Source organism: Nitrospirota bacterium, from assembly GCA_023229435.1.
Lineage (GTDB): Bacteria > Nitrospirota > UBA9217 > UBA9217 > UBA9217 > JALNZF01.
In genome coordinates this window covers 124,867-146,211 of the sequence record JALNZF010000005.1, presented here as the reverse complement: position 1 = coordinate 146,211, position 21,345 = coordinate 124,867, and the positions used below count along the sequence as shown (strand labels likewise).

The 21,345-nt window shown below is 48.0% G+C and carries 26 protein-coding genes and 1 tRNA gene; 14 read left to right on the top strand and 13 right to left on the bottom strand.

The features are described from left to right. The first annotated feature begins 64 nt into the window (after nucleotides 1-64). The 7 genes from M0R70_05800 to M0R70_05770 all read left to right on the top strand — a co-directional run bounded on the left by M0R70_05800 (nucleotide 65) and on the right by M0R70_05770 (nucleotide 4,868). Nucleotides 65-640 (top strand): 2-oxoacid:acceptor oxidoreductase family protein, encoded by a 576-nt coding sequence (locus M0R70_05800; protein ID MCK9418879.1) that lies wholly within the window; start codon nucleotides 65-67, stop codon nucleotides 638-640. Beyond that, entirely contained in the window at nucleotides 637-930 is a 294-nt protein-coding gene (locus M0R70_05795) for a 4Fe-4S binding protein (GenBank protein MCK9418878.1), read from the top strand. The genes M0R70_05800 and M0R70_05795 overlap by 4 nt, the downstream gene beginning before the upstream one ends. 1 nt (nucleotide 931) lies before the next feature. Next, nucleotides 932-2,122, top strand: a complete 1,191-nt coding sequence (gene porA, locus M0R70_05790; GenBank protein ID MCK9418877.1) for a pyruvate ferredoxin oxidoreductase — start codon at nucleotides 932-934, stop codon at nucleotides 2,120-2,122. Between the two features lie 141 nt (nucleotides 2,123-2,263). After that, nucleotides 2,264-3,193 (top strand): thiamine pyrophosphate-dependent enzyme, encoded by a 930-nt coding sequence (locus tag M0R70_05785; protein ID MCK9418876.1) that lies wholly within the window; start codon nucleotides 2,264-2,266, stop codon nucleotides 3,191-3,193. A 167-nt stretch (nucleotides 3,194-3,360) separates the two neighbouring features. Further along, nucleotides 3,361-3,855: a roadblock/LC7 domain-containing protein gene (locus tag M0R70_05780; protein MCK9418875.1), complete on the top strand. Its 495-nt coding sequence runs from the start codon at nucleotides 3,361-3,363 to the stop codon at nucleotides 3,853-3,855. Between the two features lie 50 nt (nucleotides 3,856-3,905). After that, nucleotides 3,906-4,505 carry a GTPase domain-containing protein gene (locus M0R70_05775; GenBank protein MCK9418874.1) on the top strand — a complete coding sequence of 200 codons (600 nt, stop codon included), beginning with the start codon at nucleotides 3,906-3,908 and terminating at the stop codon, nucleotides 4,503-4,505. A gap of 287 nt (nucleotides 4,506-4,792) precedes the next feature. Continuing rightward, nucleotides 4,793-4,868, top strand: a tRNA-Asn gene (locus M0R70_05770). Nucleotides 4,869-5,036: 168 nt separating this feature from the next. Here the strand turns inward: M0R70_05770 and M0R70_05765 are convergent. The 12 genes from M0R70_05765 to M0R70_05710 form a co-directional block, all read right to left on the bottom strand. Next, nucleotides 5,037-5,273 carry a hypothetical protein gene (locus M0R70_05765; protein ID MCK9418873.1) on the bottom strand — a complete coding sequence of 79 codons (237 nt, stop codon included), beginning with the start codon at nucleotides 5,271-5,273 and terminating at the stop codon, nucleotides 5,037-5,039. Continuing rightward, nucleotides 5,263-5,481, bottom strand: a complete 219-nt coding sequence (locus M0R70_05760) for a hypothetical protein (protein ID MCK9418872.1) — start codon at nucleotides 5,479-5,481, stop codon at nucleotides 5,263-5,265. Before M0R70_05760 ends, M0R70_05765 begins: the two co-directional genes overlap by 11 nt. Beyond that, the gene (locus M0R70_05755) at nucleotides 5,459-5,695 is read right to left on the bottom strand and encodes a hypothetical protein (protein ID MCK9418871.1); all 237 of its coding nucleotides are present in this window, start codon (nucleotides 5,693-5,695) and stop codon (nucleotides 5,459-5,461) included. Before M0R70_05755 ends, M0R70_05760 begins: the two co-directional genes overlap by 23 nt. Before the next feature lie 268 nt (nucleotides 5,696-5,963). Then, nucleotides 5,964-6,347 (bottom strand): hypothetical protein, encoded by a 384-nt coding sequence (locus M0R70_05750; protein ID MCK9418870.1) that lies wholly within the window; start codon nucleotides 6,345-6,347, stop codon nucleotides 5,964-5,966. Next, nucleotides 6,326-6,709: a hypothetical protein gene (locus M0R70_05745; protein MCK9418869.1), complete on the bottom strand. Its 384-nt coding sequence runs from the start codon at nucleotides 6,707-6,709 to the stop codon at nucleotides 6,326-6,328. The genes M0R70_05750 and M0R70_05745 overlap by 22 nt, the downstream gene beginning before the upstream one ends. 82 nt (nucleotides 6,710-6,791) lie before the next feature. Beyond that, the gene (locus M0R70_05740) at nucleotides 6,792-8,570 is read right to left on the bottom strand and encodes an AAA family ATPase (protein MCK9418868.1); all 1,779 of its coding nucleotides are present in this window, start codon (nucleotides 8,568-8,570) and stop codon (nucleotides 6,792-6,794) included. A 321-nt stretch (nucleotides 8,571-8,891) separates the two neighbouring features. Next, entirely contained in the window at nucleotides 8,892-9,113 is a 222-nt protein-coding gene (locus M0R70_05735) for an AlpA family phage regulatory protein (GenBank protein ID MCK9418867.1), read from the bottom strand. Nucleotides 9,114-9,250: 137 nt separating this feature from the next. Next, complete coding sequence (locus M0R70_05730) at nucleotides 9,251-9,907, bottom strand: hypothetical protein (protein MCK9418866.1); 657 nt, start codon at nucleotides 9,905-9,907, stop codon at nucleotides 9,251-9,253. A gap of 448 nt (nucleotides 9,908-10,355) precedes the next feature. Next, nucleotides 10,356-11,396 (bottom strand): hypothetical protein, encoded by a 1,041-nt coding sequence (locus M0R70_05725; GenBank protein ID MCK9418865.1) that lies wholly within the window; start codon nucleotides 11,394-11,396, stop codon nucleotides 10,356-10,358. Between the two features lie 200 nt (nucleotides 11,397-11,596). Beyond that, nucleotides 11,597-11,977, bottom strand: coding sequence for a hypothetical protein (locus tag M0R70_05720; protein MCK9418864.1), 381 nt, complete (start codon nucleotides 11,975-11,977; stop codon nucleotides 11,597-11,599). Nucleotides 11,978-12,230: 253 nt separating this feature from the next. Further along, nucleotides 12,231-12,785, bottom strand: coding sequence for a hypothetical protein (locus tag M0R70_05715; GenBank protein MCK9418863.1), 555 nt, complete (start codon nucleotides 12,783-12,785; stop codon nucleotides 12,231-12,233). Between the two features lie 32 nt (nucleotides 12,786-12,817). Continuing rightward, the gene (locus M0R70_05710) at nucleotides 12,818-13,036 is read right to left on the bottom strand and encodes a hypothetical protein (GenBank protein MCK9418862.1); all 219 of its coding nucleotides are present in this window, start codon (nucleotides 13,034-13,036) and stop codon (nucleotides 12,818-12,820) included. Between the two features lie 264 nt (nucleotides 13,037-13,300). Here M0R70_05710 and M0R70_05705 point away from each other — a divergent pair, with 264 nt between their 5' ends. After that, nucleotides 13,301-13,654 carry a helix-turn-helix domain-containing protein gene (locus tag M0R70_05705; GenBank protein ID MCK9418861.1) on the top strand — a complete coding sequence of 118 codons (354 nt, stop codon included), beginning with the start codon at nucleotides 13,301-13,303 and terminating at the stop codon, nucleotides 13,652-13,654. Between the two features lie 95 nt (nucleotides 13,655-13,749). Here M0R70_05705 and M0R70_05700 read toward each other — a convergent pair whose 3' ends face one another. Beyond that, complete coding sequence (locus tag M0R70_05700) at nucleotides 13,750-15,036, bottom strand: tyrosine-type recombinase/integrase (protein ID MCK9418860.1); 1,287 nt, start codon at nucleotides 15,034-15,036, stop codon at nucleotides 13,750-13,752. A 645-nt stretch (nucleotides 15,037-15,681) separates the two neighbouring features. Between M0R70_05700 and M0R70_05695 the strand changes: the two genes are divergently transcribed. From M0R70_05695 to M0R70_05670, 6 genes are all read left to right on the top strand, one after another. Further along, nucleotides 15,682-15,909, top strand: coding sequence for a GIY-YIG nuclease family protein (locus tag M0R70_05695; protein MCK9418859.1), 228 nt, complete (start codon nucleotides 15,682-15,684; stop codon nucleotides 15,907-15,909). A gap of 618 nt (nucleotides 15,910-16,527) precedes the next feature. Beyond that, nucleotides 16,528-16,842 carry a DUF1889 family protein gene (locus M0R70_05690; protein ID MCK9418858.1) on the top strand — a complete coding sequence of 105 codons (315 nt, stop codon included), beginning with the start codon at nucleotides 16,528-16,530 and terminating at the stop codon, nucleotides 16,840-16,842. 60 nt (nucleotides 16,843-16,902) lie between these two features. Further along, nucleotides 16,903-17,757, top strand: coding sequence for a hypothetical protein (locus M0R70_05685; GenBank protein MCK9418857.1), 855 nt, complete (start codon nucleotides 16,903-16,905; stop codon nucleotides 17,755-17,757). Between the two features lie 91 nt (nucleotides 17,758-17,848). Beyond that, nucleotides 17,849-18,280, top strand: a complete 432-nt coding sequence (locus tag M0R70_05680; GenBank protein ID MCK9418856.1) for a hypothetical protein — start codon at nucleotides 17,849-17,851, stop codon at nucleotides 18,278-18,280. An 87-nt stretch (nucleotides 18,281-18,367) separates the two neighbouring features. Then, nucleotides 18,368-18,718 (top strand): hypothetical protein, encoded by a 351-nt coding sequence (locus M0R70_05675; protein ID MCK9418855.1) that lies wholly within the window; start codon nucleotides 18,368-18,370, stop codon nucleotides 18,716-18,718. 65 nt (nucleotides 18,719-18,783) lie between these two features. Then, the gene (locus tag M0R70_05670) at nucleotides 18,784-19,959 is read left to right on the top strand and encodes a hypothetical protein (protein ID MCK9418854.1); all 1,176 of its coding nucleotides are present in this window, start codon (nucleotides 18,784-18,786) and stop codon (nucleotides 19,957-19,959) included. Nucleotides 19,960-21,345 lie beyond the last annotated feature (1,386 nt).

Here is a 21,345-nt window from a genome sequence, read left to right as displayed (position 1 = left end):
CAGCCTATGCAATTTTCAATTTAAAATTTCCAATAAGCTAATTAGAAGCTGGGAGGTTAAGACTATGGCAGAAATGATAGAAATTCGATGGCACGGCCGGGGCGGTCAGGGCACCGTGACCGCAGCCAAGGTGCTTGCCGATGCGTGTTTGAGCGGCGGCCGCAACGTCCAGGCGTTCCCGGAATACGGGCCGGAGCGGGCCGGAGCACCGCTTAAAGCGTACAACAGGATCAGCGAGAAGATACTCCGGATGCACTGCCCGGTGCTGAACCCCGGCGTGGTGGCCGTGGTGGACGCAACGCTCCTTGACGCGATCAATGTTGCCGAAGGCGCTTTGGACAACGCCGTATTCATCATCAACACAAGCAAGGACCCGAAAGAGGTGCGGGCGAAACTGAAAGCCAAGCCGACCCAGAAGGTCTTCACCGTTGATGCGTCCAAGATCGCGGTTGAGACCATCGGCAGGCCCATGCCGAACTCATGCATGCTCGGCGCGGTGAACAGGGCCACGAGCATCGTACCCATGGAGGTGCTGCTCGATGATGTGAAGGGCAGCTTTGGAAAGAAGTTTGCGCAGAAGATCATTGATGGAAATCTCGCCGCGGTGAAGCGCGGATACGAGGAGGTAAAAGAGGGATGAAACAGATGAACTGGAAAGAGCTGCCGCATGCCGGCACGGTGCTGAAGGCCGGCAATGCGAATGAATACAAGACCGGATCGTGGCGGTCGCTCAAGCCGCGCTGGATCGAGGAGAACTGCATCCAGTGCCTGTTTTGCTGGATCTATTGTCCCGATTCATCCGTCATGACGAAGGACGAAAAGATGACGGGGTTCGATTATGACCACTGCAAAGGCTGCGGTGTCTGCGCCATGGAGTGCCCCGGCAAAAAGGGCAACAAGGCCATTGTCATGGAAGAGGAGGGCAAATAACATGGGCGTGACAACGACAAAGACCGTGGCGGTCACCGGCAACCAGGCTGTTGCCGAGGCGCTTCGCCAGTTGAATCCCGATGTGATGCCGGCGTATCCCATCACTCCGTCGACGGGCATCATGGAATCGTTCACGTCGTTCGTCTCGAACGGCAAGGTGGACACCGAGACGATCCTCGTTGAGAGCGAGCACAGCGCCATGAGCGCCTGCATCGGCGCCGCGGCCGCGGGTGGTCGCGTGGCAACTGCCACCAGCTCCCAGGGCATGGCACTGATGTGGGAGATGCTCCATATCGCATCGGGCTACCGGTTGCCGATACTGATGGCGCTCGTGAACCGGGCGCTGTCCGCGCCGCTCAATATTCACTGCGACCACTCCGACGGTATGGGCGCCCGCGATACAGGCTGGATCCAGCTCTACTCCGAGAACGCCCAGGAGGCTTACGATAACACGATCATGGCCTACCGCATTGCCGAACACAAGGACGTACGGCTGCCGATCATGGTCTGCATGGACGGCTTCATCACCAGCCATTCGATCGAGAGCATGCAGTTCATTCCTGATCCGGAGGTAAAAAAGTTTGTAGGCGACTATATCGCGATCGATCCGCTGCTGGACCTTGATAACCCCAAGAGCATCGGCGCCCTGGTGTTGACGGATTACTACATGGAGCACAAGCGCGCCCAGCACGAGGCCATGCTGAATACCAAGAAGGTCATCCAGGACGTCTCGGCAGAATTTGCCAAGCTCTTCGGCCGCACGTATGAGCTGTTCGAATCGTACCGGCTCGAGGATGCAGAGGTCGTCCTCGTGGCGCTCAACTCGGCCGCGGGCACGATCAAGGACGAGATAGATCGTTATCGAGAGAAGGGCGTGAAGGCGGGATTGCTTAAGCCCCGCATGTTCAGGCCCTTTCCGTACGAGGAAGTGAGCGCCGCGCTCAAGAACGCAAAGGCCGTCTGCGTCATGGACCGTGCGGATTCCTTCGGCGGTTACGGACCGCTTTTCATGGAGATCGCCTCGGCCGTGTACCCCTCTCGCCAGGGACCGTTTCTATTCAACAAGATCTATGGTCTCGGCGGCAGGGACCTGATGCCGCTCGACGTGGACCAGGTGATCGACGAGACCATCGAAGTTGCGAAGACCGGCAAGGTCAAGATGGTGAAAGAATACATAACGGTCAGGAACTAACTGACCGTATTGAAAACTGGAAATTGCAAATTTGAAATTTTAAATTTCCAATCTTCAATTTACAATAAGGAGATTTCAATGACCACACCCACACCCACACCCACACCCACACCCACACCCACACCCACACAGGAAAAACCCATGACCTTGAAAGCGCTGACGCACAAGCCTGTCCTGCTTACCGGCGGGCATCGCATGTGCTCCGGCTGCGGCGCGCCGACCATCGTGCGCCAGGTCCTCATGGCCATCGACGGGCCGGTGGTGATCGCGAACGCGACCGGCTGTCTCGAGGTCTCTACGTGTCTCTTCCCGTACACGGCCTGGCAGGTGCCGTGGATGCACAGCGCCTTTGAGAACGCGGCAGCCACGGCTTCCGGCATCGAGACCATGTATCGGTCGCTCCGGAAGCAGGGGAAGCTGAAGAAGGAGATGAAGTTCATCGCCTTTGGCGGCGACGGCGGCACCTATGATATCGGGTTCCAGGCGCTTTCAGGCGCCATGGAGCGCGGTCACCAGTTGCTTTACATCTGCTACGATAACGGCGCGTATATGAACACCGGCATCCAGCGATCGAGCGCCACGCCTTTTTGTGCGGACACAACCACCCAACCGGTGGGCTCCAAGGTCCAGGGTAAAACGCAGCGTCGCAAAGACCTCACCCGCATCATGGCGGCGCACAACGTTGCCTATGCGGCCCAGGCCTCTCCCCACAACTGGAAAGACCTCATGACCAAGGTCCAAAAGGCGCTTGCCACGAACGGACCGGCCTACCTGGGCGTCGTCTCCCCCTGCAACCGCGGCTGGCGTTCCCAGACGAACGACTCGATCCTGCTCTCGCGGCTTGCGGTCGAGACCTGCTACTGGCCGTTGTACGAGGTCCAGGACGGAAAATGGACCATCAATTATGATCCCAAGGACAAGAAAAAGCCGGTTTCCGAGTGGCTCAAGCCCCAGGGTCGTTTCAAGCATCTCTTCGCCCCGGGCAACGAGGCATTGCTCGCAAAGTTTCAAAAGCTCGTTGACGATGACTGGGAGAGCCTCAAGAAACTCCAGGAAATGTCCAAAAGCTGACAATTTCATCATGCAGCAGAAAGATCATAGCCGGGGAGATGCACACCCGGCTATTTTACTTTCCGATTTGCCAAAAAAACGCTTGAAATCTGGACCTTAGTGTGGTTTAATGGTTTTACGTGCGTTGTTTGCAGTCGGGGCCGCACACTTGTTGAGGAGATGCGAACATGCTTGGTCAAGACTTGGTGATGTACGACGAAGAGTTTAAGCTGATCGACGCAGAACTCCGTCGCCTCCTTGCTCAGGCGAATGCAAAGGTAGTGTTCCTCGTTGATAAGAACGGCCAGCTGATCGCGGCCACCGGCGAGACCGAGAACCTGGATACCACGTCGCTCGCATCCCTTACCGCCGGAAACATCGCGGCCACGGGCGGCATGGCGAAGCTTCTCGGCGAGAAGGAGTTCTCCATCCTTTTCCATGAAGGTGCGCGGGACAATATCCATATCTCCATCATCGGCCAACGGGTCATCCTGGTGGTGATCTTCGATCAGCGTTCATCGCTCGGCCTTGTAAGGCTCCGGGTCAAGAAGAGCGCCGAGATACTGGGTAATATATTCGGCCAACTCCTTGTGAAAGTGGAAACGGAAAAGGGTTCAGGCAAAGCAGCTGATTCTCCCTTTGCGGAGATCACCGACGAAGATATTGATAAACTCTTCGGATAAACCAACCTCGCATATTCCCCGAGCGCATGTAGGAGAGGAATTACCGTCCCATGTCTTTTATTAATTATTCGTCGAGAGAGATCAACTGCAAAATCGTTTTCTACGGACCCGGCCTGTGCGGGAAGACGACCAATCTGCAGTGGATCTACAAGAAGACGAACCCCGACAGCAAGGGGAAAATGATATCGCTTGCCACCGAGACCGAGCGGACGCTGTTCTTCGATTTTCTCCCGCTCGCCCTGGGTGAGATCCGCGGTTTCAAGACCCGGTTCCATCTCTACACTGTGCCCGGCCAGGTATTCTACGACGCGAGCCGGAAACTGATCCTCAAGGGCGTGGATGGTGTGGTGTTCGTGGCTGACTCGCAGATCGAGCGCATGGAGGCGAATATCGAGAGCGTCGAGAACCTGCGTCTGAACATGACGGAGCAGGGCTATGATCTTGACAAAGTTCCCTATATCATTCAGTATAACAAGCGGGACCTGCCGAATGTCGTACCGCTCGAAGAAATGAAAAAAGCGCTGAACCCGCGCGGTCTGCCGGACTTCGAGGCCTGTGCCGTGGACGGGACCGGCGTTTTCGACACGCTGAAGGCAATTGCAAAGCTCGTGATCATGGAGCTCAAGAAGAACCAGGACGGCGGCGGGTAGAAACAAGGGCCTGGAACCTGGAATGAAAGAATCCATTGACAGGATAGGCCTAATGTGGTATTTTTCCAGCCTGATTTCTTTCCCAATACTGACAATTCCCGGATAGTCCCGCTGTAGCAGGCAGCAACAGACTTTTGAAAAAGTTTCTTTGGAAATAGAATTTGTCATCCCCGTGAAAACGGGGATCCAGTAACATCTTGAAACCCCTGCGATTCCCGCCTGCGCGGGAATGACGGAAACAGGCTGAAAAAATAGTTTTTCAACAGCCTGGCACGATACAAAAAAATTCCCGGATAGCTCAGTTGGTAGAGCGGGTGGCTGTTAACCACCATGCCGCAGGTTCAAGTCCTGCTCCGGGAGCCAAATTAATCAAGGAGTTAAGCTTATTGCCTAACTCCATTTTTATTTCATGCAACCTCTCGTGCAACCTCTGTATTTTCTTGCTTATGTCATCGGCAGGAAAAAAAAGAATATTTTCATATCGCTGTCGCGTTCAGTATATCTGCGATGTTTTCGGGTTTCTGTTTGCGTCTAAAGTTTAAGAAACTGCCGCATTTCCTCTTTGCGCTGTCTGGTCGCTTCTTCCATTCTTGCATCTAACTGTGCAATCTTTTCAGCATCGGATCCCTGACGTACATAGAATTCATGTCTGGCTTGTTTGCTGCGAGCTTTTGCCCTCTCAAACCGTTCGATAAGAGCACTGCTCATCGGCAGTTCAAAAACAAGAGACTTTCTTTCAAGCGCTTCGACTCTGTTTTTAATATTCATGGTCGTGCCCCTCTTTCTCCTTCAACTCGTAGCTTTCGGGAACAGCAACGACGATCAACTTCTTCCCCTCGGCCCGCTGCCGTGTTATCTCTTTTTCAGGTTTCGGGAGTTCCTTGCTGTCAGCGTACTTCGTAACGTACACAATGACCTCTTCTCCTGACTGCCCGTATTCCTCTTCAAGTTTCTCAATTCTGTTTTTCAGGTTCATTGCCGTTCCTCCTTCGCGTACAATGTTCATTGCAGTTGCCGCAATATTTGCGGATAACTATTCTTTTGATCCCCGCTGCCCGTTGCTGCTCAAGCTGTTCTTCCGGGCTATCGCACGTCCTATCGTTGACGTTGCTACAGATGTTTATTATTGCTTCCTCTGTGTGCATACCGCTTGATTCTTCAAGGGCTTCAATTCTTCTTTCATGATTCATTTCCCCGGCCCTCCGGCAACTGACCCCTTCTCGAAATCTGCGCATCCGTCGCAAGGGTTCGTCTCTTTCGGGCCATGAGGCGTTGGTACAAACTCGATTTTTGCGCCCGAGGGCACAGCCAACGGCCCACTCTTTCCGATTAGCTGACAGCGTCCGTCCTGGTGTCGTTTGCAATCGCCGTAATAAACGCCGCCGAAAATAAATACGCATGGTACAAGCACTGTTCCCCCAATATAATCTTCAAGCTTTCTTACCCTCTGTTGCAAGTTCATTTCTTCGCCCTCCTTTCGAGTTCTGTGATTCGCTGTTCCAATTCCTCAAGCTGAATGGATTTTAGTATATGCTCAAGCATTCCCTGTGCAGTCCGTAATCGTATGCCCTCGTTCCGGGAAGTCAGCAATTTACGCATGACCGCCACGGCCTCACCCGCTGCGGTTTTGAGTTCACACAATGCTACCTCTACGATCTCCTGTCTCTGCCGCACAAACTCCGATTTAAACTCAGGGGCCTTCATCCACTCATAAAAGGTCGTTCTTGATATTTTGGCCTTTCCAATACCCTCAGATATGCTTTTAGCTCCCAAGATCAAGGGAATGGCCTTTAACTGTTTCTCTGTCAGGTTTTGTGCGGTTATGTCAGCCGTATCGCCCATTTATATCCTTTCTCAATGTTGGACTTCAGGAAGGCTTTTTTAATCATGTGGTGCGCCTTGATGCTCTCCTGGGGCAGCCCGGCAAGCTCCCTTACTTCCCTGAGCGAGTACACCACGTCAAGTATCCCTGAATCCCTTAGCGCTTGCGCATCTCCGTCTGCTTTCGTAAACAGGAAGCAGTCCTTCAGAAAACCAGAATAAAATATTGTGTACGGTATCCCGGACCGCTCGGCCCGTTCCGGCAAGTTTCCATCCTCGCAATTTTGACCTGTTAATTTCCGCCCTTGGAAACTTGAAGTTTCCATCTTGTTTCCTTGCTGGTTTCCATGCAAAGCGTTTAATGCCAAGGCTTTTATGCTCATAGTTTCCACAAAGTTTCCTTTCTGTTTCCATGGTTCTTAAAAAGTTTCCATGTTTCCACCCTATACACGGAAACTTGGAAACTCATACCGCCGAACCGGTTAAAAGCCCTTGCGCTTGTGCTTTTCTCTTGCACTTGGAAACGGCCCCCGGTGTCACCCCGAGCAACTCAGCAATTTCCTTTTGCGGTATCCCATCCTTGAGTAAATCGGCCACACGTTCGGTAAGGCTTTCCTCTAAGCCCTTCATGGTCCAAGCGTGCTGACCGTTTTGATCTTTAATCAGCTGGGCTTCAAAAGCCTTTGCGTCCTCGCCATAAAAGCCCCGGTGTTTCTCATAGTGGACCTCAAAACGCGCTCCTTCCTCATCCCGATAGTCACCCGGCTTTTTTAGATAAATAACCGTATCCAAAACGTCTTCCTTTCGGCTTGTGCCGCGCTGTTGTCCACCTTTTCCGTCATGGTGTACGAAGAGCACGGACTTTCCCAGCGCCCGCAAGCGAAGAGCCCATCCTTGAACCGGCAACCAGCTTTCGGCCTCATTTTCCCGGCCCTCTCTGCAAAGTGTGCTGATATTGTCAACTATGACGAGAGACACGTCTTTCAGGAAGGGTTCAAGCATAAGTTGCCCCTCGATCGTGGACAGGTTCGGCATGGTTCCATGCTCTTGCAGGTCAGGGGTTATAATGTGAAGCGGTGCGGTCAGTTCCTTTTCCGCATTGATAATCGCATGACTTAGCCGCTCCTTGATCGTAATAGCGGGCATTTCTCCGTCAATGAATAATACGCCGCGTGGTTTCTCAGCTTCCCAGCGAAGGAACTTCCCGCCGCTTGCAACAGCAACGGCGACACCAAGCGAAACGTGCGTTTTCCCGATACCTCGAAAGGCGTGGATCATAACAAGGCCCTGTGTCGGTAAAATAGGGTTTAGTAGGTTTTCCCGTGGGGGAAAGTCCATGCTCAGAAATTCGGCGACACTGACAACCCTGAGCCTGGGGGACCGATCTTCTTCCTGTTCCGGCCCGTTCTCCACCTCTGCCGTGTGCGTCCATTCAGGGGCCTGCCGGATAATATCCAAGAACTCTTCCTTTGTGCTTCCCTGCTTGATCCAGTCAGTCACGTCCCCCTTTTGGGGGAGTCCCGGCAATTCCACCACCTTCAGGCTTTCCACGATACCGTGAAGGTGTCGCGCAACGTCCTGGGCGTGATTCCTTCCGGGATCATCGTTGTCCGGCAGTATCACAACCCGCTTGCCCTTTAGGTGGGCGTTGTACTCCTGCCGCCACTTCCCGGCCCCCTGTGCGTTCGTGGTAGCGGTTAGGCCCCAAGCCTTGAGCGTTTCACAGTCTTTCTCACCTTCCACGACAAGGACACTCTTTGCTTTGAGCACTTCAGGCAGATTGTACGGTATCAGTCGCACACCGTCCAGGTTCCATATCCACCCGCCTTTACCGTCCGGCCTACGCTGCCTAAAGTCCTTTGGCTCATACCGTAACGCCTGGAAAAGAAGGTTTCCTTCTTCGTCCGTGTAATTGTATTCCGCAGTAATCTTACCGATCTTCTTCTTTGCCGGTTCTTGTCCGTGAATATCTACCCCGGCTTGAGCTGCCAGCGCGTCCAATGCCCCGCGAAAGTCCCCGCCATATCGCTTTGAATAGAAGTCAAAGACGCTGCCGCCTTCCTGGCATTTGCCGAAACAATTCCATATTCCTGTTTCTCGGTTTGCGGAAAATGACGGGCTGTGATCATCATGGAAGCAGCATAGGCCCAGCCCTTCGGCCTTCCCGTTCCACTTGATAGAAGGTATCTCACGGCTGTAAAATGCTTGCTTGTCGAGTCGGTCAAGAATGCGCTGTTTATCCACGCGGCACCCCCTGACCAGCCGCCTTCACACGAAACATTTCCGTTCTTAATTTCTTTATGGCATCAATCAGGGACCGCGCACCTATCGGATGGTCATCGCTGAGAGCTTGGAAGGCCGCCCTGATCCTGTCAGCGTCCCCAATTATGCGAAAGGTGACGCGCCCAGAGTAGGAAGGTTCTGCGATTGCCGATAGTGTAGGATCGTAGACGGTGACAAAAGCCGTAGGAAGGGGATCTTCAACAAATACCGAATATGGGTGGGTTGGCTGCTCAATCCTTTTCATTTTCATCGACGTAACTCCTTTTTATCGTTTCATCATCGTTAATCAGGCACAGGTATTTTATGCCAGCGACTCTGTTTTCGTAGCGACACAGGTCTGCTTTCGAGCCACGCTTGCACCTCGCTGGCAAGCCAACCGATCCGCGCCGCACTGATCTGCCTCGGCGGTGGAAAGGCCCCGGCGTTGACATCCCGCCATAAGCTCGTGGCGCTACGGCCCGTGAGTTCGATTACTTTTTTCCGTGTCAAAATAGCTTCGTCCATATTTCCCCTTTCGGTGACAGGCAATAAAAAACCCCTTCAAACCATTTCAGTGTATTTACTGAAATAATTATAGAAGGGGTAACGTGCTTTTTACATTCCCAATATTAGGGGTTATGTAATAATGGGCATATGGACTATTATCGGAAAAGGGGTTTTCGGTAAGTGGGTTTTACAGCCTCAATCATTTCTAAAGCACGTTTATGAGCATTAATGACCTTTTTACGGCACTCCTTTAGCTTGACGTTATAAGTTGCATTGCCAGACAAACCGGATATTCGGCGCGCCACTTCAGAGTAATTTGCAGATGAGCGGTAAAGGTCGTAAACTTCCCACGGGTCATATTCAGTCTTCTTTTTTTGTCTATCTTGCGCTGCATCCTTTAAATATTGCTTAGACCAGTTGTCAATTTTCCTGGCGAAATCTTTCAGTAAATCTTTCCTGCTGCTGGTCATATCTATCTGTATGTGCTTAATCAAGTGTTTTGATTGCACGTTGAAGTCAATATCATAACAATTGAAGGCGTTGAGAGCGTTATTTACCCCCGCATATTTATTCACCTCAACAATAGGTTCTTGATAATTTTCTGTGAAATATTGTTTATCTCCTTTGAGTAAAAGCGGAACAATATAATCTTTTAGATTCCATTTTTCACAAAGTTGAGCAACGTACTTATCTCGTAAATTAAAATCATCTGGTTTTATCTTATCAAGTAAATCTAATAGGGTCTTTAAATCGCGCACATAATCATCGCATCTTGATATTGCACAAAGCCTGTTATAGTTGCTCAGTTTCATTCTCTTACCACTCTCCTGTGGTTTCTCTGAACTATTTAGGCCGGTGGAGTGCCAGCTCTTTGGCATTTACTTCCTTTTACTTTGAGAGCGAAGCAAATTGATCGCTTTTTAATGAGTAGCCGTAACTCGGGATAAACAGTGAAATGTAAGAGAAGCATTAGCAAGACCAACAAATGGCCTATGGTTCTCTGATGATGAACTCACTGGTTCAAATATCTTGTGCTGTAAGTCGCAATAATCGGAGGCGCGCTTAAACAATGTTGTTTTAAGATTTTCTCCGTTAGCTCCAGGGGCGCTATCCCCACCTGAAATCCTGTAAGTGTCAGGGCCAGCCGGAACAATATCGGTTATAGACACACACGAGAATATTAATACAAATAAAAGAGACAGGAGACTAATGTGTTTCATCAACGATACCCCCTTGTTTTATTCAATTGCTGCAGGCGTGTCACTTGCTTTTCAAGGCCAGATATAACAGACTACCTACAAGAAGAACACCACATATTGGAACGAGCAATGCTGTTGTGTTAATAGTTGTTGAATAACCGCTGTCATGAGGCAAGTCAAAAATAAATGAATATCCAAAACCAAATGATGAATCATATCTAACTTTATAAGGACTACTCACGTAAGGTGGGTAAAGTATTTGGATGCCGATGAGTAAAGCCATAATAAAAAGTATCGATTGCTGTTTTCGATTCATGGTTAATCCTCCGTAAACTACATGAGCGCTTTCAAGGCGCTGTCCAGACTCGCCTTCTTTGCCTGGTGGAATTCCTGCACTTGCCCGAAGTAATCCTGATTCGGGTTTTTGCTGCTCAATATCCTGCTTCTCGCTTCGTCCACGCTCTGATCGTATGCTTCCAGGATGTTCTTCACTGTTTCTTTCAGGACCGGCTTGAGTTGACCCCGCATTTGCAGGTCGCTGAACATCTTTCGGCGTCTTGTCGATGAAGTCCTTGAGTGTGGCGGTAGCTTCGTCGTCGGCCTTTTGCAATTTCTCTTCCCCGCCCGGCACAGCCCTTTTCGCTTTCATCTCTTCCGCCCTGAACCCCTCATACTGCTTCAGAATATCCGGCCTGATGGTCTTCCCGGCTGCAATGGCATCGGCAACTGACTTCATCCAGATGGCGTTGAGGTCGGCATCTGATTTCCCCTGTCGTGCCTCTGTAACGCCTCTTTCAACCATCTTCGCATTCAAGTCCTTGAGTGTGGCGGCGGCTTCATCGGCAGTCTTTTGCAATTTCCCTTCCCCGGACGGCACAGCCTTCTTCGCTATCTCCTCTTCCGTCTTAAATCTCTCATACTGCTCAAAGACACCATCGGGAAGTTTCTTCCTCGCCAAAATAGCATCCTCTACTGACTTCATCCAGACGGCTTTGAGGTCGTCGCGGGACTTGCCGCCCTCGCCGATTGTCGGACTTGGCTTCCGATCTTTCGTTTCAGATGATTCCGTCGGGTTATGTTCTTCATTTTTTTGAGCTGTCATTTACAACAGGCCTCCGTTTCATAGTGCACCGCCTGATCTGTCCAGAATTATCCGCATTTGCAACGCAATAAAACACTTGATAATCCTTATCTGTCCACCCATAGAAAGTGAAAAGTCGGACAGATTAAAATGCCCATGGCTACCCGGGAAAGGCCGGTGGACTGTTTCTCTTCGGGATTTACCTTATCCCCTGAATCATATTACTGTGGCTGTGGTTTTGCCATACTTCTCAACTCTGTTGTAGTTTTATCAGTGATCCAGCTCGCAAGCTCCTCCTCATCAAAAAGCAAGCTGATACCTATCTTATCGTAATCCCATTGCTGAAAAGACTTGTCCTTCTTACCGGAAAGAAAAGACCCGCCGAATCTGGACCATCTTGCAGAAATCGTATCCTCTTTCTCTGTGAAGGTAACAACTTTAGTCTTATCTGGATCGCCCCATACATCAAGAAAAGCCTGCATCTCTATCCCTTGCTTTAATACGCCACTTCTAACAATAGGCGCATCATCGTGCTCGCTATGTCTACCAGCGCAACCGATAAATACAAACAAGACCATAACAACGGGAATAATCTTTTTCAATTTGCTTTCCTCCTTTGCAAAGTTACATCAATGCGTCATTTTATCATATTTCATCTTTCCGATGGAAAGAAAAAAGCCCCGGAATTCTCCGGGGCCTTATGCCCGTCTTATGCCTATGAGCTGACCCCAAGTACCTTACCAGCCTCCACTGCGGTCTCTCCTAAAAGATCAAGGCGCGGTAGTGGTGTGCCACTCTTCGGGTGCTACCCTATCCCCTGAATGCTGTTCGTTGAGCCTATCAATAGAAACTTCCTCACCTCAACAATTCATTCTTCTGTTCCCTTAGCCGCGACTTCAATTTATCAAGCTCCATTGCGTCATCGGTCTCAACCAGCGGGCTTTTGAACATTACCGCTGCGCCAGCACTTGTTGACGGCACGGCTTTCATGCAAATTGCAGTCACTTGTACAGGAGAATCTCCGTAAATGCTATTATATAGGTAGGCATAACAAGCACCGAGGTAAGACTTTCCAATAGGGTTACAACTAAAGAGAGTTCCAAAATTAGTGCCTGCCGATTGGCTTCCAGTACAATAGCAACCACCTCCCACTACAACCTCACCACTGGCACAGCTGGCTGAACCTACACCAGTCGAATCCGTTATGGTTACTACACGGGCGACATTATAGGCAGCTTGACTTCTTAGTGTATTAAGGTCAGTAGTAACTTTAGTAAAATTTGCGTTGACTTCATCTGCTTTGGCGGGCGTATTCGCTATAAAAGTATTTGGAACTACTGTTTCTGAATGCGCTGTTATAGCAAACATGACCAACATGAGAAATAAAGCAATTAAACTTGTATTTTTCATAATATATCTCCTTTTAAGTTGTTAAACCTGTTTTAGTTCCAATTTTTCCCATTCCAAGAACCTGCATTCCATTGCAGCTTAGTGCCCGACGTGGTTGTTGGTGGCGTAACTGTATCGGTTGTGGTTGGTTGTGTAACTACATTGGTTTCTGGTGCTGGCCCTCCGCCCCCGCCCCCACCGCCACAACCGATAAGAGAAAACAACAGTATCAACATGAAAATAAGATGCGACAGACCTTTTTTGTTTTTCATACCGCGTCCCCCATTAAATGCATTCGAATTTCAACAGTTTAAACGTTGGCACCCCTTTGTTTCCTCGCAAAACGCTTATTCCGGCGAATTGCCACTCTATTCATTTTTTATTTTAATTGTGATGCGCTTTTAATATTCCATTCGTTTAAACACGTAAAGTTTAGCACATATCAATCTATATGGTCAAGATTTTAATAATAATCGTATATATAGTTCCTTTTTATCATAATCAAGCCCTATATAATCAGCCAAAGAGGAAAATCTATGGCAAAATTAATCGTTCAACTTGGCAGACGAATACAGCAGATCAGAAAAACTGCAAAATTGACGCAAGAGGGATTGGCGGAAACAACGGGACTCAGCGTTGAATTCATCAGCAGAATGGAGCGTGGCGTTGCTCAGCCTTCGCTTGATACCTTTGACAAAATAGCTAAAGCCTTGAACGTTTCATACAAAGACCTTATGGACTTTAAGGGACCCGTTCTCTTCAAAGATAAAAAGCTGGCAGCCAAGCAAAAAAAGGACTACATTGATTCGATCACCTCAGCCCTGAAAGAGATGGAAACGTATGAGTTAAGGGTGGTATATACTATTATAAAAGGACTGGAGGGTAAATAGTGCGGTTTCGTTTTTTGTCTCTATTTTCCCGATCCGCCCAAGACAGTTCGCATCATTCGATTGGAAAGTGGCGTAGATTACGCTGTTCTGCTATTTTACCCAGCCGTGCGCCTCATCGGTACAACATTGCCCACCTTGCTGCCGGTAATGATACTTTCCAATCGCCGTGCCCAGGACTCAAGAGCGGACTGTTTTTCCTTATCGTAACGATACTGATTGTAAACTTTAATCACTCCTTGCTTGACGTGGTTCAAGATAGCGTCAATAACAGCGTCCGGTTCGCCTGACTCTGCCATGAAGGTTGCAGCCGTTCGTCTTAAATCATGTGGTGTGAAGTGATCTATGCCGAGTTTGTTGATTGTCCTAAAGACCTTCCCGTGTTTGTCCATGACCGGGGAAGCAAGGTTTCTGCTTACGGCAATAGATAGCGCGAGCGGTGCTATGGCCTTATCTTTGCCTCTGAGGGGAGAGGGGAATATAAATCCGCTGTATTCCTGCTTTGCTGGTATTTCTCGAATGAGCTTTGTATAGTCTATGGCCTGTTGAATGATCTCTCTTGCCGCCTGCGTCAAATATACCCGGTGGGCCTTTCCGTTCTTTGCCCTCTCTGCCGGGATTGTCCACCACTCGCCGTTAATCTCATCCGTGTGCATCCCGATAACTTCACCGGGCCGCTGCGCTGTAACAAGGATCAGCTTCAAGGCGTTCTTGCTTTCGGGAAACATAGCGGCACGATCCAGCTTATACCAAAAGGTCTTTATCTCTGCCCCTGACAATACCCGATCCCGTGTGTTCTTAGGTGCGGGCATTTTTACCCCGATGCAAGGGGAGTATTTCAAAAGGTCGCGCTCAACGGCAAAGTTAAACATCTTACGGACAACCTGAAATGTATTGTTTGCCATACCCGGCGCATTACGGTCAACAACGATCTTTTCAAGCAAGCGGACAACATCAGTCTTTGAAATATCCGCTGCTTTACGCTTGCCCCATGCCGGGACAACATCGTGATTCAATATCCTTTCGTCTTTTTGCCATGATCTCTTGAATCGTTTGGCGTGGCGATCGACGTATTCCCCGCAAAGGTCTTTCACCGTGGGAGCCTTGCGCCTGTCCTCGATCCGCTCACGCTCTGCCGTTGCCGGGTTCTTGCCGTTTAATAGGGTCTTGCGTGCCTCATTGTACTTTTGGCGGGCTACCTCCAAAGAGACAGCCGGATATGTCCCCAGGTTCATTTCGTGGCGCTTACCGTCATATGTGAAGATATAGAGCCATGTTTTAACGCCGGAAGGCAAAACCCGAATAGTAAAGCCGCTGCCCTCCCGTAAATAGTATTTTTTCTCTGTAGCCTGTAACTTCTTGAGCATCAAGTCAGTAAATCTCATTTGCCCCCCAAGGGACACTATGTCCCATGCAACCTCTCATGCAACCTCTATAATCAGAAAAACAGTGAAACACGGTGAAACGCCTTGAATTAAGAATAGACGTTCTAACCGCTGTTGTCAAGGGCTTTTGAAGGATTTTTGTATTATTTTGGTGAGATTTGAAAAGACGTGAAAAGGCGTGAATTGGTTACTGTTAACCACCATGCCGCAGGTTCAAGTCCTGCTCCGGGAGCCAGTTCGATGCGCCCTGCCTCTTAAAAAGAGGCAGGGCTTACTCATGGCGGGCCATGAGAAACGAAGCGTCGAACTGCCCTGAGCGAAGTCGAAGGGCTGATCCGATTGTTAAGCAGGGCTTACTCATGGCGGGCCATGAGAAACGAAGCAGCGAACTGCCCTGAGCGAAGTCGAAGGGCTAATCCGATTGTTAAGAGGCAGGGCTTACTCATGGCGGGCCATGAGAAACGAAGCATCGAACTGCCCTGAGCGGCTCACCGAAATCTCGTCGAAGGGCCTGTGCTGAGCAAGGTCGAAGCACTAATCCATAGCAGAACTTTTTTGTATAAAAGTTCTGTTTTTTATTTGGGTATTCGTGTGAGTTATAGCGTCTACATACTTCGCATGAAGGACGGTCGTTACTATGTTGGTATGACTAGTGACCTTGAACGCCGGACAGCAGAGCATGGCGTAAAGGCCGGTACTCGAACCACGAAGATCTTTGGCTGTGAAGAGGTACTCTATTCTGAAAACCATCCCGATCGTATCACCGCGCATAAGCGCGAGCAGCAGATAAAACGCTGGACGCATGCCAAGAAAGAAGCACTTATTCATGGCGACAAGGACGCCTTGCACAGGTTGTCGAAGTCACGAAGATGATAGATATTACTGTGGTCACACAGACGATCTCGATCGCCGACTACGACAACACAATGATCCCGATTATCATGGGAGTAAAACGACGAAGCGCTTTGAAGGGCCTTGGGCTGTGGTTTGGTCGCAACAGGTTGACAGTCGTAGTGAGGCAATGACACTGGAACGGCAAATCAAGAAACGAGGCATGCAACGTTTTCTGAAAAATATGCAATCAATAGAGTCCCGCGATCGGCGTGATTAATTCCGCGCATATTGAAAATAAGACGCAATACACCTGCCCTGAGCAACGTCGAAGGGCTACCCCGGACACAAAACCTGTTACCATCCGCTTGAATTTCATCCACGAGAAACCTTTAACTTATATTTGACAGGATAACTGAATGCGACTACAATCATTTTCATAATAGCGCTGTATTTTCAGGCCCCCGTGTTACTGAAACGGGGGCAGGGGGCGCAGGATATTAGGCATTCTTCTTGCTAAACGCGCTAACACCGGAAATACGGCTTTAGTCCTTTTTTGAAAAATCATTTTACATAATCTTAAAACTGATATTTTCCCCAATAATTTCATTACCAGCCCGTTTAGATAATAATTTGTAAGGTTTCAAAAAGGAGAGTTACGTGAATCCAATTCTCAGAAAAGCAATAAAAACGTTATCTCTTGTGGCTAATGTTTCTACCGGACTTGCGCACCCACTCGATGAATCAAGAGCAAAAGAGTTATTTAAAGCGCTTCACAAACAAGGAATCCCTTTAATCGCAAGCGATGTGTATTCAATAGCAATTGACAATTCATGGCCCGAGCACCATGCAAAGGAGCTGTCGGAACTTGCAGAAAAAATTGGCAATGGTGGCCGGGTTCAGATTAGTCACCCGAAAAAATGGGGCGAACCAACTGTCAGAAGAATTATTTCCGAACTGAATGAAAGAACATAGCACTACGCTTCAAGGGGCGTGCCCCTGAGCTTCGCTGTTAGCTTTCAAAAAAAGTACCCGATGCCGACCTCAAACAATATGAACGACCAAAAAGATACTTCTCAACAATCGCAAGTTGTTGAAACCAACAAGGCTGATTATTATCGGCGTCAATCGATTGCCAGAGCAGAGGAAGCGTTTAAACATGGGGCTATCGAGGGCCTTTTATACGACAGCGGTGATTGCCTATTTTCAGAATGTATAGAGCGCGATGGAAAGCTATATTCTATCTTTGATGCGAAAAAAATAACGTTTAAGACAGATTGTAGATGTGGTTTTTCACCCTATAATAGCTCCTGGGGTATTTCACTTGAAGATCATATAGCAAAAAACAAGGAGCGTCGTGAAGCGCGCATGTTGGCAGCAAATCGTGGAAAAGCTAGAGCTGAGATAACGGCTCTTTATAGTAATTCCGATCTAGCCTCACTTTACGAAGCAGAAAAGATTTATAAGCAGTCAGATTTTAAATGGCACCCATATGATCTCAAAGAGTTCTCAGACAAGTTTAAGAAATTAAAATACTATGATCATGCCTTGATGTGGATCAGCGCTGCTATACAATCCCAAATGGAGGTTTTGAAACAAGAAGAAGATTCTCTTTTGGCATCACTTTATGTCGCTAAAGGAGCCATCTTTTACAGCATGGGGAAATATCAAAATGCCTTACAGGATTTTTTCGTCGCTCAACGCCACTACAATTGGACGCCGACAAAAACCCTTTCTTCGAAAATCACTTCCACACTAAAGAAACTCGACTTTGCAGACTCCGATTTTTTAGACGCTGTCGCTATTGGTAAACGCGAAGGGTTTTTAAAGGGCTTTTCTTATCTTCGTAGTCATCTTGGTTTTATAGAAAATAGTCAGCAGGTTGGGTAGGGCGACGTGATACCCAATGATGATTCTAACCATTCGGCTCGAGAGTGTCGCGAAAACCGCGCCCCTCAGCCGAGCCGTTATAAATGAGACTATGAACTATTACACTCCTCTTTCGCACGATCATAAAAGTGCATTTGAAACATGCCTAGTCAAAGTCCTTGAGATCGCCGCAGAAAATAACTGTAATCAAATATTATTGCTTGTCCCTCAGCGAGGAATGTTGACCGGGGTAATTGAAGATACGCTTGGCCATAAATGCATCAACGCTTTGATATCAAAAAAGAAAGCATTTCTTTCTCCGATTACTTTTTTCTTGCAAACAAAAAGGGCAAAGCCCGATGGTTTTGTTTTTGGCCCAGTATTAGCTGCCTACGCGTATATAGACCAGCTCAAAGAACTTGATAAAGATAAAACAAGTCCCGGTATCGTTTGGTATACGGACGAGCCTCATGATCTAGAGGCATTCAAAAAAATAGCTAACGTGAAAGAATTGGACATCCTCTTTGATTCCGAAACACATTAATTTGATTTATCACGAGCACGTATATATACACGACAGCCACTTAAATTATTTTAGAGCCAACATAAAACGACCTTGGAGAAGTTAACTTTGGGCGCATATCTAACAAAATCATTTTTCAAAAAGAAGCTCAAAGAATTTCTGAATGTCGGTGCCGAATATTTAGAAGTTGGCCCAGGTCCAGACTGTTGCCCGAAATGTGAGGCAAAGGCAAATAAACTGATTGCGATTTCAACGGCAACGAAAGACGATTATCCCCCATTTCACAAACAATGTAGATGCTCTATATTACCCCGTACCGCAGACCAACAGGCTGGGTTCCTAAAAGAACTCAAAGAAAAATATGCTACCGGTGCATACCCTATGAAAAGATGTCCTCACTGTTCTGAGTGGATTGAAGGCAATTCTCTATCCTGTAACCGCTGCGGAAAAAAATTATAACTTGAGGGTCGAGCGCGACGTTAAAAAGCGTCGCGCCTCATCCCCGCGTTAGTTATTGAATAAAAATGCGAGACACAGACAAAAAACCTATGAACATGCATTTCTCTTTGCCTCCTAACTATTACGACTATCTTAAGAAACAATGCAGCAGCATATTCCCTTATGTTGAAAAAGAACTGACTAATCTGAAAGAAAAAGGTTTGACTGGTCCTTTCTACAACATTGATGAATATTCAGCCTATGGACAAGATTATTTAAAATCTGAAATCGACATTTATTCAGAGCAGCTATTCAGCATGTTCATTGACCGCTATGGTGAGCAGCAAGCAAGGATACTGCTTGCTGAGTTTCATAAAAGTGAGGAAATGACAAAAACGCTTCACAGCTTTGAAACGAACTATACAACGGCCGTGAACTTTGAGCTTTTCGCAAAAAAAACTTTCTATATTACTCCGCACCTCTATGAACACCTTGCCCATACATCGATTGATACGGATTGTGCTCTTGCACGGCTTCCGTTTCCAAACTGCCTATTCGTGTACGACTCACCACAAGCTCTCGATCTTCTATACCAAATCGGAGGCCACGTCCCTTCCACATACAAAGGAGCGGTCAGCGTCTTCGCATCTGAAGTTCTAGAGAAAAATGAGCGCAAACTGCTTCTGAGTGTCTTTCATGCCGACATGGGTCAAGTGTATATCTCTGTCAAGCGTCAGCTACTTTTGCGAGAAAATTGGACATTGGAGCGCGCTCTCCGAACGGACTGGTTAAAATTAAGTCCCGAGGAAGATAATGAGACACCTTTTACAATCTCCGACGAAACCTTCTATACCGCTGGACTCCATTTTATCCGCAGTATTGTGAACACTATTCTTTATTTGGGCTCAAACGATCCAGATTTGCTTGAACAGCTTTCGACATTCCGACAACTGCAGATAAGGCTCGAAATAGTTAAATCGATAGTGAAACGTAAGAATATCAAGCGCGAGATGAAAAAGACGTCCCGACTTGATTATATTATTGTTGGGCGGAGTGTCCCGAAGTTGATGCCGGATAATATGGATGCTTTGTCCGATAACACAAAAAGAGAGTTACACGTCAGGTTTGTTGTTCGTGGACACTGGCGAAATCAGCCATACGGTCACGGAAATTCTTTACGTCGACCTCTCTGGATAAAACCTTACTACAAAGGACCCGAGATTTCAGAACTTATAAAGAATCGACCGTACATAGTATCCTGATTGCATTAAAGTTCAAGCACCGCTTCTAACCTGGCCTCGACAGCGACGCGCCAGAAGCGGCGTGTCAGGCGCGCGTTAAAACGATACCATTTCTTCCCATTGCCCAGATTTGTCGTCTTTGGGGAGCCAAATAAACAAAAAAGCCAGAATAAAATTCTGGCTTTTTTAATTATGACGATGAGCTATCGAGTATAAATCCTTCAAAGCCAGACAATAGGCAGATATTACTGCGGTCACACAGACGATCTCGATCGCCGACTGCGACAGCACAATGATCCAGATTATCATGGGAGTAAAACGACGAAACGATTTGAAGGCCCTTGGGCTGTGGTCTGGTCTCAACAGGTCGGCAGTCGCAGTGAGGCAATGATGCTGGAACGGCAAATCAAGAAACGAGGCATTAAACGCTTTCTGCAAAATATGCAATCAATAGAGTCCCGCCATCGGAGTGATTAAATCCGTGATATCGAATAGCGCTGCATAATTACCCCGGACGCAAATCCTGCTACCATCTGCTCGAATTTTATCCACGAGAACCTTTCAACTTTTATTTGACACGATTAGTGAATGGGCCTACAATCATTTTCATAATAGCTCTGTATTTTCAGGACCCCGTGTTACTGAAACGGGGGCAGGGGGCGCAGGATATTAGGCATTCTTTTTGCTAAACTCGCTAACACCGGAAATACGGTTTTAGTCCTTTTTTGAAAAACCATTTTACATAATCTTAAAACTGATATTTTTCTCAATAATTTCAGTACCAGCCCGTTTAGATAATAACTTGTTGGAATTTACCAACCACACGCTCCAGACGGTCAAACCGCTGAGCAGCTTAAAACCGAAAGGAGATAAACACCAGAGAGGGAGGCGTAGCCTTCCGCATCACATCTCTTTTCACCGGAGGTGCAGTATGAGCAAACTTCTTGCTCAGTTTATGATGCGGCGGCGTTCATTTGAGAACGATGGATAGAAGAGGAGAACCGATCGTAGGATAATATGGTCTCATCAACCATACCTACCGGCCCTCTTTTATATCAAAAATCTCAAATGGCACTCTTCACGGGGTGTCACACAGCACCAGCGTGATGACCTGCTCTACTGTGTGGCGCCTCCCTCCCTGGTATTTACTTCCTTACGGCAGAATAAGGAGAACATAAAAATGAAAAGATGGCATCGCATACTATTAGGCATAGTGTTATTGTCTGGCGGCTCACAACTATTTAAGAATAGTCATACAAATTCTGAATTAGGCGCTGCCCTTGTATTGTTTATTAGCTTCTGTATTATCATATGCTCTTTTTGGCTTTTCTTTGGCAAAATCAAAAAGACTGCGACATTAAATGCTGCCTCAAGCTCTTCCGTTCGGTATAAATGTGTTGACTGTAA

What these genes read in the sequence shown, in the direction of transcription:
- M0R70_05800 (MCK9418879.1), top strand. Translation starts at nt 65, where the DNA reads ATGGCAGAAATGATAGAAATTCGATGGCACGGCCGGGGCGGTCAGGGC.
- M0R70_05795 (MCK9418878.1), top strand. Translation starts at nt 637, where the DNA reads ATGAAACAGATGAACTGGAAAGAGCTGCCGCATGCCGGCACGGTGCTG.
- porA (MCK9418877.1), top strand. Translation starts at nt 932, where the DNA reads ATGGGCGTGACAACGACAAAGACCGTGGCGGTCACCGGCAACCAGGCT.
- M0R70_05785 (MCK9418876.1), top strand. Translation starts at nt 2,264, where the DNA reads ATGACCTTGAAAGCGCTGACGCACAAGCCTGTCCTGCTTACCGGCGGG.
- M0R70_05780 (MCK9418875.1), top strand. Translation starts at nt 3,361, where the DNA reads ATGCTTGGTCAAGACTTGGTGATGTACGACGAAGAGTTTAAGCTGATC.
- M0R70_05775 (MCK9418874.1), top strand. Translation starts at nt 3,906, where the DNA reads ATGTCTTTTATTAATTATTCGTCGAGAGAGATCAACTGCAAAATCGTT.
- M0R70_05765 (MCK9418873.1), bottom strand. Translation starts at nt 5,273, where the DNA reads ATGAATATTAAAAACAGAGTCGAAGCGCTTGAAAGAAAGTCTCTTGTT.
- M0R70_05760 (MCK9418872.1), bottom strand. Translation starts at nt 5,481, where the DNA reads ATGAACCTGAAAAACAGAATTGAGAAACTTGAAGAGGAATACGGGCAG.
- M0R70_05755 (MCK9418871.1), bottom strand. Translation starts at nt 5,695, where the DNA reads ATGAATCATGAAAGAAGAATTGAAGCCCTTGAAGAATCAAGCGGTATG.
- M0R70_05750 (MCK9418870.1), bottom strand. Translation starts at nt 6,347, where the DNA reads ATGGGCGATACGGCTGACATAACCGCACAAAACCTGACAGAGAAACAG.
- M0R70_05745 (MCK9418869.1), bottom strand. Translation starts at nt 6,709, where the DNA reads ATGAGCATAAAAGCCTTGGCATTAAACGCTTTGCATGGAAACCAGCAA.
- M0R70_05735 (MCK9418867.1), bottom strand. Translation starts at nt 9,113, where the DNA reads ATGGACGAAGCTATTTTGACACGGAAAAAAGTAATCGAACTCACGGGC.
- M0R70_05730 (MCK9418866.1), bottom strand. Translation starts at nt 9,907, where the DNA reads ATGAAACTGAGCAACTATAACAGGCTTTGTGCAATATCAAGATGCGAT.
- M0R70_05725 (MCK9418865.1), bottom strand. Translation starts at nt 11,396, where the DNA reads ATGACAGCTCAAAAAAATGAAGAACATAACCCGACGGAATCATCTGAA.
- M0R70_05715 (MCK9418863.1), bottom strand. Translation starts at nt 12,785, where the DNA reads ATGAAAAATACAAGTTTAATTGCTTTATTTCTCATGTTGGTCATGTTT.
- M0R70_05710 (MCK9418862.1), bottom strand. Translation starts at nt 13,036, where the DNA reads ATGAAAAACAAAAAAGGTCTGTCGCATCTTATTTTCATGTTGATACTG.
- M0R70_05705 (MCK9418861.1), top strand. Translation starts at nt 13,301, where the DNA reads ATGGCAAAATTAATCGTTCAACTTGGCAGACGAATACAGCAGATCAGA.
- M0R70_05700 (MCK9418860.1), bottom strand. Translation starts at nt 15,036, where the DNA reads ATGAGATTTACTGACTTGATGCTCAAGAAGTTACAGGCTACAGAGAAA.
- M0R70_05695 (MCK9418859.1), top strand. Translation starts at nt 15,682, where the DNA reads ATGACTAGTGACCTTGAACGCCGGACAGCAGAGCATGGCGTAAAGGCC.
- M0R70_05685 (MCK9418857.1), top strand. Translation starts at nt 16,903, where the DNA reads ATGCCGACCTCAAACAATATGAACGACCAAAAAGATACTTCTCAACAA.
- M0R70_05680 (MCK9418856.1), top strand. Translation starts at nt 17,849, where the DNA reads ATGAACTATTACACTCCTCTTTCGCACGATCATAAAAGTGCATTTGAA.
- M0R70_05670 (MCK9418854.1), top strand. Translation starts at nt 18,784, where the DNA reads ATGCGAGACACAGACAAAAAACCTATGAACATGCATTTCTCTTTGCCT.